Below are 14,841 nucleotides of genomic sequence, written 5' to 3'. Positions count from 1 at the left end.
AAGTATCACGAGATGAGGTGAAACGAATGAAGACATGGATGAAATGGGCCCTGACCGGGGCAGTTTTATATTTTGCCATCAGTGTATTCGATTTTTCTTGGCTATTCATCATTGTCGGAGCGCTCGTTTTGAACGAAGTATGGTCGACGAATAAGCGACGGAACCGAAATCCAGCGCCGATAGCCAAACGAGCGAAAAAGAAACTACTACTTGACGAAGAAGAGACATTCGTCGGATCACGTATTTTAAAGCCGATCGAAGAGCCAGCACCAGTCCGTCAATTCGAAGCGACGGACGACTTAGAGTTACAGTTCTTACAGCGCACCATCGAACAAGGCTACGAGAAGTTGCAACAAATCGACCGCGTGCTCCCAGACATAAAAGACCTTGAGGTGCGTCGTGAAATGAAGGCGGTCTCGAAAGAAGCGCACGAGTTGTTTGCCGAGCTATTCGAAAACCCACAAGACGCCAAACATGTGCGTGACTTGTTCACGTTCTATTTGGACTCACTGGTGTCTGTCGTCTTAAAGTTTAAAGAGCTAGAAGGAAAACGTGTCGTCATTCAAGAAGAGACACGAGAGCAACTGATCACGAATATGCGTCTGATTGTCGACAAGTTCCAAGAACAACGAGGCCGTCTGTTAGAAGATGACGCCGTTGATTTTGAACGCGAGTTGATTATGATGGAACGCGTATTGGCCGATCAACCTGAAGGGAGAAAAAAGCATGACTTCATCGAATGAAACGAACTGGCAGTCTTGGCCAGAAGAAGAACTCACGTCAGAGACAAAAACAAAGACCGAGACAGAATCATTTTCTGACCCATCGATGGATTGGTCTGCGATGACGGCAAAACACGAGGTACCTGCCATCCAAGCGAAACCGGACGTGCCGGATCAGCACCGTGAGCGGATTACCCGCCTCGCTGAATCGATTGATATAAAGAAGACGGATTCCGTCATGTTGTTCGGTTCGAACGTCCAACGTGAACTCTCGCAATTTTCAGATCAAATTTTGACAGAGGTTCGTATGAAAGACGGTGGCGATGCTGGAAAGTTATTGTCTGACTTGATGCAAAACGTACGCAAGATGGACCCGGATATGCTTCAACCTGAGAAAAAGAGCTTTGTCGATAACTTGCCACTCATCGGTCGTGCTAAAAAGAAAGCTGAGAACTATAAACTGCAATTTGAGAAGATGAATGTTTATCTGGAGGAAGTCATCCATAACTTGGACCGGGCCAAATTCGGTTTGATGAAAGATATCACGATGCTCGATCAAATGTATGATAAGAACAAACGTTACTTCGAGGAATTGAACGTCTATATCGCAGCCGGGGAGACAAAGCTCGATCACGTCCGTGAGTATGAGATTGCGCCGCTCCGTCAAGAAGTCGAAGTATCGAAAGATCAAGTGAAGTTGCAACAGTTGAACGATATGATTCAATTATCTGACCGTTTTGAGAAAAAGTTGCATGACTTGAAACTGAGTCGTACGATCAGTTTACAGATGGCGCCGCAAATCCGCGTCATTCAACAAAACAACCAGATTTTAGCGGAGAAAATTGAGTCGGCCGTCGTCAACACGATCCCGCTCTGGAAGAACCAAGTCGTCCTCGCGCTCAGCTTGACGCGTCAGAAGACGGCACTCCGAATGCAACAGGATGTGACGAAAACGACGAACCAACTGCTCGAGCAGAACTCGAAGATGCTAAAAGATTCTTCGATTGAAATCGCTCAAGAGAACGAGAAGGGGATCGTCTCCGTTGAGTCGCTTAAAGTGGCTCATGAGAACCTCTTATCGACACTTGACGAGACGCTCCGGATTCAGCAAGAAGGGAAGCAGAAGCGTCGTGACGCTGAACGTGAACTCGATCGGATGGAGCATGAATTGAAAGAGAAAGTCATCGAAATCGCCGCAAAAAACAAAGAGTTACCGAAAGACACAGGATATTGACCGGGGAAAGTCTGAGCAATCGGACTTTCCTTTTCCTTAAGGAGGATACATATGGAGAAGCAACGATTGTGGGACGAGACGTGGTTACAGTTTGCAGACATGATGGCGGAAAGACATTCGAAATGCGCTTCTAAAAGTGTCGCTTGTGTCATCGTGAAAGAGGAGAAGCCGATTTCGATTGGCTTGAACGGGACCCCACCAGGACATACGAACTGTAACGAGATCTTTTTGAAGCGAGAGGACGGCTTTTACAAACGGGCGGAGTATGTGCGCGACGAGGCCGTCGATTTAATGAATCCCTCGGTACAACTCGTTCATGACGGTGTGACATTTGTTAAATGCCACGACCCATATGAGCATCATAACTGGTCGAAACAACATGAGATTCATGCCGAAATCAATGCGATCGGGAAACTCGCTGCCGATTCGACGAATGCGTTCGGGGCGACGGCGTACGTCACACACTCGCCTTGCCACGCCTGTTCGCTCGCACTGATTGCGGCGCGTGTCGCTCGTGTCGTCTATGCCGTTGGGTATGAGCACGGCGATGGGCTTGATTTGATGCGAGAGAGCGGCATCGAAGTCCTCCACCTGCCGCTTGAAAAAAGTTTCAAAAACACATTGTAAACGTTTACATTCGGTGTTATATTATTAATGTACTGCCAATGGTGTTTTACTCTTCCATTATTCGCCCCTCTTTGGAGGGGCCTTTTTTTGTCTTCGCTTCAATTGTGTCCATCGAGTGAGACAAACTTTACACATAATGTTCAATATTTCACAAACTATTCGCTTCTTCCTCTTTTATAATGAAAGTAGATTAACGAGAGGGGATAAGGAACATGGAAAAACAAGTTCGTTTCACAGACGGTGCCTATGAAGTCGAAGCGGTGATCACACTCGAAGAAGTGTGGGAAGATAAATTCGCGATTGGAACACATAAAGAATTGGCAGTCAAAGCGCTCAACATTAACGGGAACGACATTTCAGAAATGAAACACGTTCGCGCGCTACTCCGTTACTACCCGACACTCGGTGTATCGGGCATCTTGCTCGCACTCGATGATGCGGCAGCCGAAATCGTCCGCATGTCAGGCGATACAGACCCGGCCTTACAATTCGTCGAACTCGTGGCATTACAAATGGACGAGGCGGCCACGGAAGAGTTAAAAGACTTGTATGCTTTGATGGGTGTATAAAAGACACGGTTTATCTTAGAATATTAACGAATCGATTCGCATGAGACGACTCGATTCGTTTTTTATGTCTAACCGTATGAAGGGAAGGTAGGGCGGGAATCAGAAACCCCCTATGGAAAAAGTGACTCACATGAAATCGACTTGATATAATGAGTAGCATGAGTACGAAGTTTCAACAGGCAACGTTTAAAATGAAAAACTGAAAGTGGGGAGCCATTTGAAAGAGTTGATGTTGATCTTCTTTTCATTGATTACATGGTGCGTATTGTCCTTTTGGCTAATATTATTGATTCCGACAGAGGACGTTGCCCATCTTGTATTGTCCGCATTTTATTGGGCGCCTCTTGTATCCATAATCATAACCTTTTTTACGGTGAGCTATAACCCGTATTCGTAGATCATCCGTATATTGGGGCATATTTCTCCTCTATGCTTTCATCTCTTGTTTGGCCAGTCTGAAATTCGTTCATTTCTGGTTTAATGAATAAAGGCTAAGTCAGGGTTTACTTCTCGTTATCGAAAAGGTCGAGCACAAAGGTAGAACGAGTGTATTTCCCCATTTTTCGATAGGAATGATTATTTTTCATTTTTTACTTGCAACACGCATTCAGTGTGTTACTATTATCAATAGATGAAGAAATGGAACGCCATATCGTTATCGACAACCAAACATGGGGATCTAGATAGCTAGATCGCTGTTAAAGAAGCCACGTTCAACGGAACGTGGCTTTTTTTTGTATATCTTCAAAATCACGACCGACATCGATTGCGACGTGGGCGTCTGAACCGAGGACGAGCGGGATGCCGAGCGCAATTGCTTCTAAGGCGACGGCTTCCGCGTACACGCGACCGCAGTCTATTTTTCGAAGGCCAGCCGTATTCAAGTCAAGACCGAAACTGCGGGCTTGAATCGTTTTTAACAGACGCGTCTCCATGTCTTTGACACGTTCACGTTCCCATTCATATTGTTTTTCGTACTTGATCGGTAAATCCAAATGTCCGATTCGCCGCACGTTCAATCGTTCCCATTCAAATTTAAGCCCGGTCTCGAGTGATTCGTAATAGGCGTGCACGACCGCCTCGAACGAGCCGAACCGTTTCACGAGCACGTCAAACTTCTCAAGTGAGAAATCGACCGGTAAATACTTCCCGTCATCGAATAGGAAGTGTTGAGACAGAATCGTCTCGTCCAGCCGGTTTGCGAACGGTGCGAGCAAGGCGATCGTCTCTTCTGCAAAACCAGGGAGGTAGTCGATTTCGAGACCGACTCGAATGTTAAGGACGTTGGCGTAAGCATCTTTCAGCCGTTCGACTTGAGCCAGATAATCGGGGAGCAGCTCAAGCGACATCGCCGAGTCTTGCTCTGGCGTCGGATCGATGAATCTGGCCGGAAACGGTGCGTGCTCTGTGAACGTGATCGTCTTCAAACCGCGGGCACGGGCAGCCGCGACGTACGCCTCGAACGCGTCCGTCGAACCGTGCGGACAAAAGGGAGTATGGATGTGGCCATCATGGGTAAAGTCAATCATCAAGTGACATCTCCTTTCCGTTTCACCGGTTGACAACACCGGCTTCGTTTGATAAATTTAACACACTACTTTAGTTTGGTAAAGTGATAATAAGATAAAGGGTGATACAGATGATTTGGTTCAATACGAAAGGTTCCATCCCAGAAGGATGGCATGAATTAGAAGACGCGGACGTCGTACGTCCGAAACGATGGATGCTCTCTTTTCTCGAACAGGCGACGACGAACGGATATCGTGTCATCGAGCCGCCGCTTGTCGAATACTATTCACATTACCAAGATCTCGCTTTGTTCGATGAATCGGCGTATTATCGGTTGTTCGGCAACGATGGGGAGTTGCTCGTCATGCGACCGGACTATACGCTTCAAATCGCACGGAAACTTGCAGACGGGAACGAGCCGATGCGCGTCGCCTATGCCGGTGCCGTATATCGCCGGACCCCGAAGCACTCGGGCCAGCCACACGAACGGCAACAGCTCGGGCTCGAATGGATTGACGGTGAGGCAGCTGACACGGAATTGATTGAATCGTTCTTGTCGATGACAAAAGACATCATGCCTCGCCAAGGATTACGTATCCAAGTCGGTTCGGCGGCACTCGTCGCGACGATCGCCGAGACGGCCGGTATACCGGAACGGACGCTCAGACAATATTTGGCGCTCCGCAACCTCGAGTCGCTCCGCGAGCTTGCCGTGACATACGACTATCCACTTATCGCCAAGTTGCCATTCTTAATTGGCGATTCGGCCGTCGAAGAATTGAAGCAAGCAGCCGACACGAGTCTGATGGATAACATTGCAGGTGTCGAGCGTGCTGTCGAGCATTTACGGGCCATCGGCTTGAACGCTTCCTACGATTTCGGACAGACAGGCGACTTCGATTACTATTCGGGACTGACCGTCACCGGAACGATGGACGGTCGCCGTGTCTTTTCTGGCGGACGCTATGATTCGCTTTACGGTCACTTTGGCCAATCGCGTCGAGCGTTCGGATTATCACTCGATTTAGAACAGTTAGGTGAGGTGGTTATATGAAAGTAGCAATCGCGAAAGGTCGCATCGAAAAAGCGGCACGAGACTATTTCGAACAAGTCGGACTGACCGTCTGGCCGGAGAAACGAGGCCGTGAGTTGACGGTCGCAGTCGACGGGCACGAGTTCATCTTCGTCAAAGGCGATGATGTCTATAAATATGTCATGCACGGCGCGGCAGACGTCGGTGTCGTCGGGGGCGATATTTTACGTGAGAAGACACCTGGTGTCCTTGAAGTCGTCGACTTGCCATTCGGCCGCTGTCGGATGGCGGTGTGTGGCCCGAAAGAGAGAAAGAACGGGACGAAGAAGTTGAAAGTCGCGAGCAAATATCCGAATATCGCCATCTCGCATTTCGCATCGAAACGGCAAAACGTCGAAGTGATCGCCTTGAACGGGTCGGTCGAACTGGCACCCTTAACCGGCCTTGCCGACTGCATCGTCGACATCGTCGAGACGGGCGCGACGCTTCGGGCAAACGACCTCGAAGAATATGAGACAATTTTTGATATTAACGCCAAGTTCATCACGAGTGAGACGGCGCTCGCGAACGATCCGGACGAATTGAAGGCATGGATTCGTCGTCTCAGCAAGGAGGAGGGCGCATGAGCTCAGAAAATCGGACACGACGGGAAACGTGGGCCGAAGCGGTCAAACCGATCCTTGAGGCCATCGAGACGAGAGGAGACGAAGCGCTCCTCGAATACACGGTGAAGTTTGATGGCGTCAACCGAATCGAAGTTGTCGATTTGGCTTCTTTCACTCCACCGGCAGCTTACGAGGAGTTGACGGACGCATTGACGCTCGCCGTAGGAAGGATTCGAGCGTTTCACGAACGCCAACGCCGAGACGACGACGTCTTCGAAGACGAGATGTTCCGACTCGGCCGGCGTTACATGCCGCTCGACTCGGTCGGTGTGTACGTTCCTGGAGGGACGGCCGTCTATCCGTCTAGCGTCCTCATGAACGTCATTCCGGCAAAAGTAGCCGGTGTCAAACGTGTCGTCATGGTGACGCCACCTAAATCAGACGGGATTGACGTCTCTCTATTGATTGCCGCAAAAATTGCCGGGGCCGATGAATGCTACCTCGTCGGTGGCGCCCAAGCGGTCGCGGCGCTCGCGTTCGGCACGGAAACGATTCGACCGGTCGATAAAATCGTCGGACCGGGGAACGCTTACGTCGCCACAGCGAAGGCGCTCGTCTCCCATATCGTTGGCATCGATTCGGTGGCCGGACCTTCCGAAGTACTCATCATCGCCGACGAGACGGCCAATCCGAAATGGGTCGCCGCCGATCTTCTCGCCCAAGCCGAGCATGACGTCGAGGCGACAGCGCTCGCGCTCGTCACGTCGGATCGGATGGCTCGCGCCATCAACGAAGAACTCGCGCGTCAACTCGACGACCTGCCGCGACGAGACATCGCCATTGAGGCGCTTAAACGCGGTGGCGTAGTCGTGAAGTCGAAAGATGAGGCGATTCGTCAGGCGAACGAGATGGCGGCTGAACACGTCCAACTCGCCGTCGAAAACCCAGACGATTATATGAAACAAATTCGTCACGGCGGTTCATTCTTCCTTGGTCACGAGGCGGCCGAAGCGTTCGGTGACTATATCGCTGGACCGAACCACGTCTTGCCGACGAGCGGGACGGCCCGATTCTCGAGCGGCCTTTCAGTCGACGACTTCTATCGGCGCCAGACATTTCTACAAATGACGGAACTCGACGAGACGGTGACGCGTGCTGCTATCCGGATCGCCAAACAAGAACAGTTAGAAGGGCATGCTCGAGCGATGGCGGCCCGATTGGAGGACGTATGAGACAACGATACGAAACGATTCCGCGTTACGTCCCGCATGCGGTCAAGGGACATGCGTTAAATCAAAACGAGAGCCAATACGAGCTTCCCGAGCGAATTCAAGACAAGATTCGTTCAATCGATTTGACGGGCTTAAGCCGATATCCGGTTGAAGAGTTGACGCGCTTGAAACAGAATTATGCCAAATATGCGGGTGTGGACGCGAACCAACTCATGGTCGGGAGCGGTAGTGATGAGTTGCTCGCCATCCTTTGCCAAGCACTGCTCGACGTCGAAGACCGTGTCGTCGCACCGCTCCCGGACTTTTCAATGTATGGGATATATACACAAATCGCCCGGGGACAGTTCATTCAACCGGATCAAGACGGGTTGTCGTTCGACTCGCTTATTCGGACGATTGAGGCGAACGAGCCGAAGCTTGTCCTCGTCTCGAACCCGAATAACCCGACCGGAAAAATGTGGACGCATGACGAGCTCGAGACGCTCGCTTCGCGCGTGCCGTATCTCGTCGTCGATGAGGCGTATATCGACTTCACGATGACGGATGCCTTCACGTCAAAACTCGAGGCGTACCCGAACGTCATCATCCTACGGACACTCTCGAAAGCGTTCGGCTTGGCGAACTTACGGATCGGATTCATGATCGCAGACGAGACGTTAATCGCGAACGTCGATCGCTTCCGTTCCCCGTTCAACGTGAGCGGCTTAAGTGCCGCCGTCGCTGCCGTCGTGTTAGAGGATTCGACATACATCCGTGACGCGGTCGTGTTCCATAACGCGCAACGTGAAAAATTGGCTGAGCTGTTACGACCGGTCGGGACAATCCTTCCGAGCCGGTCCAACTTCTTATACGTCCAAACACCGGACAGTGAGATGTGGGCCGAACGATTCCTCCGACACGGTGTCCACGTCCGGGCCTTTTCCGACGGCATCCGAGTCAGTGCGGGGACGGATGAGGCGTATCGATTGATTCAACAAACGATAGAAGAGGTGAGTTCACTTGAGAACAGCTGAGACGAAACGCGAGACAAAAGAGACAAAGATTGAACTGAAGCTAGATTTGAACGGGACGGGACAAAGTGACATCCAAACGGGTGTTGGGTTCTTCGATCACATGCTGACGTTGTTCGCCTTCCATAGCCAAATCGATTTAGCGGTCCAAGTCGAAGGAGATACGTGGGTCGATGCCCACCATACGGTCGAAGACGTTGGGATCGCCCTCGGCCAGATGATTTTGGAGGCGCTCGGTGACAAGGTCGGGATTCGTCGTTACGGGACGAGCTACCTGCCGATGGACGAGACGCTCGCACGCAGTGTCGTCGACGTCTCGGGCCGGCCGTTCCTCGTATTTAACGCCGACATCAAAAATCCAAAGCTTGGCGATTTTGATACAGAGCTCGCCGAAGAGTTCTTCCGCGCTGTCGCGATGAACGCCCGCTTGACGCTCCATCTTGAGGTGCTCTACGGTTCGAATTCGCACCATATGGTCGAAGGATTATTCAAGGCGTTCGGTCGCTCACTCGCCGAGGCAATTGGACAGGATGGATCGAACCGTCTGCCTTCAACGAAAGGACGGATTGAAGGATGAACGTCGCGGTCATTGATTATGGGATGGGGAACGTCTTCAACGTCGAGCGGGCATTAAAGGCGATCGGTTGTCACGTCGTCATCACGAACGATCCAATTGAGATTGAGGCGGCGGATGCCATCTTGTTGCCTGGTGTCGGTGCTTTCCCACAAGCGATGGCATCGCTCCATGCGACGGGGCTCGTGCCACTGCTGAAACAGATGGCGACGGAGAAACCGTTCCTCGGCATTTGCCTCGGGATGCAGTTATTGTTCAACTCGAGTACGGAAGGCGTGTTGACTGAAGGACTCGGGCTCATCGAAGGACGGGTCGAACGGATGCGGGCGAAGCGGTTGCCACACGTCGGATGGAACTCGATTTTACGCGATGAGGACGTGTATTTCGTCCATTCGTATCACGTCGTGACGGATGAGGCGCATATCGTTGCATCAGCCGATTATATGGGCGAGCGCGTCCCTGCCATCGTCCATGACGGTCTCGTCACGGGGATGCAGTTCCACCCGGAGAAGAGCGGGACGTTCGGATTACGTTTATTAAAAGAATGGAAGGAGTCGGTCGAACGTGAGATTACTACCGGCAATTGATTTAATCGATGGTCAAATCGTCCGTCTGACAGAAGGGGATTTTAATACAGAAGAACAGTACGGGGATCCGTATGTAAAGTTGAAAGAGTGGCAAGGGCGCGTCCCGATGCTCCACTTGATTGATCTCGAAGGGGCAAAAGCGGGGGAACCGAGACATCTCGACGTCGTTCGTTTTGCGAAAGCATGCGGCTTTTTCGTCCAGACGGGCGGGGGCATCCGTTCAGTCGAAGCACTCGATGCCGTCATGGAGACTGGGGCCGACCGGGTCCTACTCGGGACGAAGGCGTTTACGGATCCCGATTTCTTGGATGCGGCGCTCGCCAAATACGGCGACCGCATCGCCGTCGCGCTCGACGCCTATGATGGGATTGTTGCCGTCAACGGCTGGCAAGAGGCGACGACGTTACGCGATATCGATGCCGCGAACGATTTGGTCGCCCGTGGTGTGAAGACGATTCTCTACACCGATATCGGGTCAGACGGGAAGTTGAACGGGCCGAACCTCGAACGGATGCGCGCACTTCGTGAGGCCGTCTCCGTCACACTCATCGCTTCAGGCGGGGTGACGACAGAGGCGGACGTCGAGGCACTCAGCGACGCCCAGATTGACGAGGCCGTCGTCGGGAAGGCGTTGCTTTCAGGGAAAGTCAGCCTCGATCAATTGATTGAGTGGGAGGCGCGCTATGCTTAAACGACGCATCATTCCATGCCTCGATGTAAAAGAAGGCCGTGTCGTCAAAGGCGTCGAGTTTGTCGCGCTACGCGACATCGGAGATCCTGTCGAAATCGCGAAATATTATGATGCGTCTGGTGCCGACGAGCTCGTCTTTTTAGATATCACGGCGAGCACCGAACGCCGTCAGACGATGCTCGATGTCGTCAGCGCCGTCGCCCGAAAAGTGTTTATTCCGCTCACGGTCGGTGGCGGCATCCGTTCGCTTGAAGACATCTCTTCACTTTTAAAAGCAGGGGCGGACAAAGTATCGCTCAATACCCTCGCCGTCGAATCACCGGATTTGATTAAACAGGCGGCCGAACGTTTCGGGTCACAATGTATCGTCGTCGCCATTGACGTCCGTTTCGAAGATGGCGAGTACTTCGTGTACACGTATGGTGGGAAACAAAAGACAGAACTCCGTGCGATTGACTGGGCGAGACGAGTCACCGAACTCGGGGCGGGAGAGCTGCTCGTCACGTCAATGAACCAAGATGGGAAACAGAGCGGCTATGATTTAGCGATTCTCGAACTTCTGCGCGATGCGGTCGATATTCCAATTATCGCGTCGGGTGGGGCAGGTAACGCGAATCACGTCGTCGATGCGCTCGAACGTGTCGACGCGGCGCTACTCGCTTCGATTCTTCATGACCGAAAAACGACAGTGGAAGAGGTGAAGCACGTATGCAGCGAACACAACTTGCCGATGCGGTTCGTTACGACGATAGCGGACTGATTCCAGCCATCATCGTATCGACGGAAGATAACGCCGTGCTCATGCTCGGCTATATGAACGATAAGGCGATTCAACAGACGCTTGAGACGAACACGGTCACATTCTGGTCGCGCTCGAAAGGCCGACTTTGGATGAAAGGCGAATCGAGCGGGAATACGCTCGAACTCGAGAGCATTCATGTCGACTGCGATCAAGACGCGCTTCTCATCCGCGTCCGTGCCAATGGGCCAACGTGTCATACGGGCAATCGCAGTTGCTTTTTTACGGAGGTGGAAGGATGATTCACGAACTCGAGAAGTTGATTCAAGAACGGAAGACGACACCGAAAGACGGATCGTATACGACGTATTTGTTCGAGTCCGGCGTCGATAAAATCGCGAAGAAATTCGGCGAAGAATCGTTTGAAGTCGTGATTGCGGCCTTGCAGGATGAGAACGTCGTCGAAGAAGCGGCCGACGTGATTTATCACATGCTCGTCTTGCTCGCGGCAAAAGGCGTCTCGCTTGAAGACGTCGAGACGCTCCTCAGGGAGCGGCACGGTACGACGACGCCGGCGAAACCACGGCGTGACGTTGAAGACTGGTGAAAAACAAAAAGGAACGAAGCCGTGAGGCTGCGTTCCTTTTTTCAGCGATTGACCGAGGCGGCCATGCGGATGTACGTATGACGTCGACCGCGGATGGCAATCGATAACGCTTGAATATTTTCCGGTGTGGCGATGCCAGAAAGTCCGGCGTCCCCGATATGAAACACGTCCGTCCCGCCACGTTTCGAGGACAAGGCGATTTCCCGAATCGTCGCCTCGTCGGCTCCTTCTTGCGAAGTCCCGATAGCGGCGACGACGAGCTTATGGAGCGCTTGAATGTCGCGGGTGACTTCGAAAAACTCGTCCTCGCGAACACCAGGGACGGTACCTGGGGCTGGAATAAGGATGATGTCCGCGCCGGCTTCAGCGAAGCGCGTGTACGCCTCGCGGTCGAGCACTCGACCGACCCCGGCTTGATGCATTTTACCTGCGATGATAACGCCAGCGAACTCTTGCCGGGCACTGATGATGGCTTGCTCAATCGCTTCGTTCGTCACACCGGTGTTCGGATTGCCGGTCAGACAGATAAAGTCGATCCCGAGTTCTGAAGCTTTCTGGAACGCCTCTCGTGTCGCGAGCCGTCCTTGTTTCACATCATACATATCCGTTGACTTCTCAGAGAAGTCAACGGGCTCCAAATTGACACCGATTGGTAGGCCGACAAGCCGTTTCAATTCGAGAATCGGATTGTCGGACATCGACTCACCGGGAACGTTCCCGAATAAGGCGTGACTTTCTAGTCCTTTAATGTACGGGTGGAACACGTCGAGCATGTTTAATAGAATCATGTCGGCGCCGAATGCGCGAGCGAGTTCCGCGTTCGTCACTTCCGGATAGAGCGGTTGGACCGTCGGGATGACCTCTGCGAGGACGGTCCGTCCTTCAGCTTTTTGAATCGAGGCAATTAAGTCGTGACGGTTGAACGTTAAAAAATCACTGGCTTTGCAATCAAGAATCCGTTTCATATCGCTTCCTCCTCTATGTCGTCATCACTCTATTCCCCGTTTTTCCATAAAATCCTCTATACTAAAATGGAAATGGGGGAGATCAGATTGACGGAAAAAGAGAAGATGATTCGTGGCGAACGATACATTGCAGGCGACAAAGAACTCGTAGCGGACCGGAAACACGCGAGACGCCTGACAGAACGCTTCAATTCGGCTGGGATTGACGAATTGGAGACGCGCAAAGCCGCATTGAAAGAATTGCTCGGATCCACCGGGGAATCGTATTATGTCGAACCGACGTTTAAATGTGACTATGGCTACAACATTCATCTCGGTGAGCGCTTTTTTGCGAATTTCGATTGCGTCTTGTTAGATATTTGTCCGATACGTTTCGGTGATGATTGTATGCTCGGACCGGGTGTGCATGTGTATACGGCGACCCATCCACTCGACCCGACCGAGCGCATTTCCGGCGTCGAATTCGGGAAACCAGTGACAGTTGGGCATCGGGTCTGGATTGGTGGAGGCGCCATCCTCAATCCGGGAGTGACGATTGGGGACGATGCCGTGATTGCATCTGGCGCGGTCGTCACGAAGGACGTTCCGGCTAAAGCGGTCGTCGGCGGTAACCCGGCACGTGTGCTCAAACTCATTCCATAAGAAAGTGCCCCGCAATGAGAATTGCGGGGCACTGTTTATTCCCAAACTCGCTTCAATTTGAACGTTTCTTGCGCATAGCCCCATACAGAAATCGGTGACATAAACAATTGATAGCTCAATACGAAAAAGATAAAACCAAATAAGTTTTTACGTACACGCAAGTTCAAGTTCTTAAATACATAATCACGTTGATAGAAGTAAAGTAACCCGTAACTCAAAACAGTCAACGGTAACACGAGCAATGTCATCGGACCTACAATCCAGTAATGACCGAACAAAGCTAAAATTAGACCTGGGATCCAGAAGAACGTATAGGCGATGTCTAAATACGGCATAATCAAGTTGACACCTGTTAAATACTTCGTATAGAGCTGAGGTTGACGCCAGGGTTTCACTTCCTGCAACCCTTCAACCATGCCACGCGCCCAACGAGAACGTTGACGGGCAAAATGTTGAAATGACTCAGGCGCATCCGTGAACGCGACCGCGAGCGGCTCGAAATATACGCGTCGTTTTGTTTCAAGTAACCGCCACGTCAACACGATGTCTTCTCCGATTGCATCAGGCCAGCCACCGACTTCTTGAACGGCCGCTGTTTCATATAAACTAAACGCGCCTTGTGCGACGAGCGTTCCTTGATAAAGTCCTTGAAGTCGTTTTATAGAAGCGATTCCTAAGAAATAATCCCATTCTTGAAGCCGTGTCCAAAACGAGCGGCGACTGTTCCGAACGAGCATACTTCCTGCTACGGCACAGACATCTTTAGGACTGCTCACGAGGCGAGCTACTAAAAAACGAACGGCAGAAGGGTGAATCAACGTATCCGCATCAAGTGTGATGACATATGGTGTTGTGACATGGGTCAATCCAAAGTTGAGTGCTTGAAACTTTCCAGGTTTTTGTTCATGCAGTAATGTGATCGGAAGTGAAAAGTCTTCTTTTGCTCGTAACACTTCGGATGACGTGTTGTCATTTGAGTTGTTATCGATGACAAGCAAGTGAAGGGGACCTGTATAATCTTGCGTTGCAACGTAACGGATTGTCTCGTAGATAGAAGACTCCTCATTATATGCTGCAATCATAACTGTTACAGCTTCATTTGGATGTTCTTCCTTGAACGGAGGTTGACGATCGAGGACGAGACTTGCGAGAAGAAACGCCATCAAATATCCAGGTATGTAGGCGATACCTCCGATAATAAAGAGTGCGAGTGGGAGATTGGTCAGTTTGGCTAAATCCATGAGCCAAGGTAGTGAGATGTAGACTGAGAAGAGTAGCCAGACGAGTGAGAAGCTGTGGGACAACCAAAATCGAGTCATAATGGTCCAGTACCATCGATTGCCGATTCGATTTCTTCCCCATTTTGTCTCGACTGGTTCATTTCGTGACACCATAAAAAATTCCTCCATATTATTGAATTGTAAATGTGAACATATTGCGCTTTAAAAATTGTGTAAATTTGCACAGAATGCAACGAAGTGCAGCATAACAAAAA

18 protein-coding genes are annotated in these 14,841 nt (G+C 51.1%); 15 read left to right on the top strand and 3 right to left on the bottom strand.

Annotated elements, in window-relative coordinates:
* Positions 1-26: 26 nt before the first annotated feature.
* The 4 genes from KNP92_RS07520 to KNP92_RS07505 all read left to right on the top strand — a co-directional run bounded on the left by KNP92_RS07520 (position 27) and on the right by KNP92_RS07505 (position 3,152).
* A complete protein-coding gene (locus tag KNP92_RS07520; protein ID WP_214839128.1) occupies positions 27-743 on the top strand; it encodes a 5-bromo-4-chloroindolyl phosphate hydrolysis family protein in 717 nt (238 codons plus the stop codon).
* A complete protein-coding gene (locus KNP92_RS07515; protein ID WP_214839126.1) occupies positions 727-1,956 on the top strand; it encodes a toxic anion resistance protein in 1,230 nt (409 codons plus the stop codon). The genes KNP92_RS07520 and KNP92_RS07515 overlap by 17 nt, the downstream gene beginning before the upstream one ends.
* Before the next feature lie 51 nt (positions 1,957-2,007).
* Positions 2,008-2,583: a deoxycytidylate deaminase gene (locus KNP92_RS07510; RefSeq protein ID WP_214839124.1), complete on the top strand. Its 576-nt coding sequence runs from the start codon at positions 2,008-2,010 to the stop codon at positions 2,581-2,583.
* Between the two features lie 212 nt (positions 2,584-2,795).
* Positions 2,796-3,152, top strand: coding sequence for a hypothetical protein (locus KNP92_RS07505; RefSeq protein WP_214839122.1), 357 nt, complete (start codon positions 2,796-2,798; stop codon positions 3,150-3,152).
* Positions 3,153-3,865: 713 nt separating this feature from the next.
* Here the strand turns inward: KNP92_RS07505 and hisJ are convergent.
* Positions 3,866-4,681, bottom strand: coding sequence for a histidinol-phosphatase HisJ (gene hisJ, locus KNP92_RS07500; RefSeq protein WP_214839120.1), 816 nt, complete (start codon positions 4,679-4,681; stop codon positions 3,866-3,868).
* A 110-nt stretch (positions 4,682-4,791) separates the two neighbouring features.
* On the opposite strand from hisJ, the gene KNP92_RS07495 reads away from it, so the two are divergent.
* From KNP92_RS07495 to hisE, 10 genes are read left to right on the top strand one after another with little or no spacing between them, the layout of a single operon-like run.
* Positions 4,792-5,715, top strand: a complete 924-nt coding sequence (locus KNP92_RS07495; protein ID WP_214839118.1) for an ATP phosphoribosyltransferase regulatory subunit — start codon at positions 4,792-4,794, stop codon at positions 5,713-5,715.
* Positions 5,712-6,320: an ATP phosphoribosyltransferase gene (gene hisG / locus KNP92_RS07490; protein WP_214839117.1), complete on the top strand. Its 609-nt coding sequence runs from the start codon at positions 5,712-5,714 to the stop codon at positions 6,318-6,320. The genes KNP92_RS07495 and hisG overlap by 4 nt, the downstream gene beginning before the upstream one ends.
* Positions 6,317-7,531 (top strand): histidinol dehydrogenase, encoded by a 1,215-nt coding sequence (gene hisD / locus KNP92_RS07485; RefSeq protein ID WP_214839112.1) that lies wholly within the window; start codon positions 6,317-6,319, stop codon positions 7,529-7,531. The genes hisG and hisD overlap by 4 nt, the downstream gene beginning before the upstream one ends.
* The gene (locus tag KNP92_RS07480; RefSeq protein WP_214839111.1) at positions 7,528-8,544 is read left to right on the top strand and encodes a pyridoxal phosphate-dependent aminotransferase; all 1,017 of its coding nucleotides are present in this window, start codon (positions 7,528-7,530) and stop codon (positions 8,542-8,544) included. The genes hisD and KNP92_RS07480 overlap by 4 nt, the downstream gene beginning before the upstream one ends.
* Positions 8,531-9,118, top strand: a complete 588-nt coding sequence (gene hisB, locus KNP92_RS07475) for an imidazoleglycerol-phosphate dehydratase HisB (RefSeq protein ID WP_214839109.1) — start codon at positions 8,531-8,533, stop codon at positions 9,116-9,118. The genes KNP92_RS07480 and hisB overlap by 14 nt, the downstream gene beginning before the upstream one ends.
* Positions 9,115-9,702: an imidazole glycerol phosphate synthase subunit HisH gene (gene hisH / locus KNP92_RS07470; protein WP_214839107.1), complete on the top strand. Its 588-nt coding sequence runs from the start codon at positions 9,115-9,117 to the stop codon at positions 9,700-9,702. Before hisB ends, hisH begins: the two co-directional genes overlap by 4 nt.
* Positions 9,680-10,393: a 1-(5-phosphoribosyl)-5-[(5-phosphoribosylamino)methylideneamino]imidazole-4-carboxamide isomerase gene (locus tag KNP92_RS07465; protein ID WP_214839101.1), complete on the top strand. Its 714-nt coding sequence runs from the start codon at positions 9,680-9,682 to the stop codon at positions 10,391-10,393. Before hisH ends, KNP92_RS07465 begins: the two co-directional genes overlap by 23 nt.
* On the top strand, positions 10,386-11,153 hold the full coding sequence (gene hisF / locus KNP92_RS07460; RefSeq protein ID WP_214839100.1) for an imidazole glycerol phosphate synthase subunit HisF: 768 nt from the start codon (positions 10,386-10,388) through the stop codon (positions 11,151-11,153). Before KNP92_RS07465 ends, hisF begins: the two co-directional genes overlap by 8 nt.
* Complete coding sequence (hisI, locus tag KNP92_RS15940; protein ID WP_214839086.1) at positions 11,102-11,434, top strand: phosphoribosyl-AMP cyclohydrolase; 333 nt, start codon at positions 11,102-11,104, stop codon at positions 11,432-11,434. The genes hisF and hisI overlap by 52 nt, the downstream gene beginning before the upstream one ends.
* Positions 11,431-11,739, top strand: a complete 309-nt coding sequence (gene hisE, locus KNP92_RS15935; protein WP_214839084.1) for a phosphoribosyl-ATP diphosphatase — start codon at positions 11,431-11,433, stop codon at positions 11,737-11,739. The genes hisI and hisE overlap by 4 nt, the downstream gene beginning before the upstream one ends.
* Before the next feature lie 41 nt (positions 11,740-11,780).
* On the opposite strand, the gene KNP92_RS07445 is transcribed toward hisE, so the two are convergent.
* A complete protein-coding gene (locus KNP92_RS07445; protein WP_214839082.1) occupies positions 11,781-12,704 on the bottom strand; it encodes a DUF7916 family protein in 924 nt (307 codons plus the stop codon).
* A 72-nt stretch (positions 12,705-12,776) separates the two neighbouring features.
* Between KNP92_RS07445 and KNP92_RS07440 the strand changes: the two genes are divergently transcribed.
* Positions 12,777-13,346: a maltose acetyltransferase domain-containing protein gene (locus KNP92_RS07440; RefSeq protein WP_214839080.1), complete on the top strand. Its 570-nt coding sequence runs from the start codon at positions 12,777-12,779 to the stop codon at positions 13,344-13,346.
* Positions 13,347-13,381: 35 nt separating this feature from the next.
* On the opposite strand, the gene KNP92_RS07435 is transcribed toward KNP92_RS07440, so the two are convergent.
* Positions 13,382-14,740: a glycosyltransferase family 2 protein gene (locus KNP92_RS07435; protein WP_214839078.1), complete on the bottom strand. Its 1,359-nt coding sequence runs from the start codon at positions 14,738-14,740 to the stop codon at positions 13,382-13,384.
* Between the last annotated feature and the right edge of the window lie 101 nt (positions 14,741-14,841).

Source organism: Exiguobacterium sp. s122, from assembly GCF_018618475.1.
GTDB lineage: Bacteria > Bacillota > Bacilli > Exiguobacteriales > Exiguobacteriaceae > Exiguobacterium > Exiguobacterium himgiriensis.
Note: the sequence above shows the minus strand (reverse complement) of the source record. Positions and strands in the feature narration are given on the sequence as shown.

Bases quoted from the DNA above. Each gene is read 5' to 3' on its own strand.
- KNP92_RS07520 (WP_214839128.1), top strand. From the start codon at position 27: ATGAAGACATGGATGAAATGGGCCCTGACCGGGGCAGTTTTATATTTT.
- KNP92_RS07515 (WP_214839126.1), top strand. From the start codon at position 727: ATGACTTCATCGAATGAAACGAACTGGCAGTCTTGGCCAGAAGAAGAA.
- KNP92_RS07510 (WP_214839124.1), top strand. From the start codon at position 2,008: ATGGAGAAGCAACGATTGTGGGACGAGACGTGGTTACAGTTTGCAGAC.
- KNP92_RS07505 (WP_214839122.1), top strand. From the start codon at position 2,796: ATGGAAAAACAAGTTCGTTTCACAGACGGTGCCTATGAAGTCGAAGCG.
- hisJ (WP_214839120.1), bottom strand. From the start codon at position 4,681: ATGATTGACTTTACCCATGATGGCCACATCCATACTCCCTTTTGTCCG.
- KNP92_RS07495 (WP_214839118.1), top strand. From the start codon at position 4,792: ATGATTTGGTTCAATACGAAAGGTTCCATCCCAGAAGGATGGCATGAA.
- hisG (WP_214839117.1), top strand. From the start codon at position 5,712: ATGAAAGTAGCAATCGCGAAAGGTCGCATCGAAAAAGCGGCACGAGAC.
- hisD (WP_214839112.1), top strand. From the start codon at position 6,317: ATGAGCTCAGAAAATCGGACACGACGGGAAACGTGGGCCGAAGCGGTC.
- KNP92_RS07480 (WP_214839111.1), top strand. From the start codon at position 7,528: ATGAGACAACGATACGAAACGATTCCGCGTTACGTCCCGCATGCGGTC.
- hisH (WP_214839107.1), top strand. From the start codon at position 9,115: ATGAACGTCGCGGTCATTGATTATGGGATGGGGAACGTCTTCAACGTC.
- hisF (WP_214839100.1), top strand. From the start codon at position 10,386: ATGCTTAAACGACGCATCATTCCATGCCTCGATGTAAAAGAAGGCCGT.
- hisI (WP_214839086.1), top strand. From the start codon at position 11,102: ATGCAGCGAACACAACTTGCCGATGCGGTTCGTTACGACGATAGCGGA.
- hisE (WP_214839084.1), top strand. From the start codon at position 11,431: ATGATTCACGAACTCGAGAAGTTGATTCAAGAACGGAAGACGACACCG.
- KNP92_RS07445 (WP_214839082.1), bottom strand. From the start codon at position 12,704: ATGAAACGGATTCTTGATTGCAAAGCCAGTGATTTTTTAACGTTCAAC.
- KNP92_RS07440 (WP_214839080.1), top strand. From the start codon at position 12,777: ATGGGGGAGATCAGATTGACGGAAAAAGAGAAGATGATTCGTGGCGAA.
- KNP92_RS07435 (WP_214839078.1), bottom strand. From the start codon at position 14,740: ATGGTGTCACGAAATGAACCAGTCGAGACAAAATGGGGAAGAAATCGA.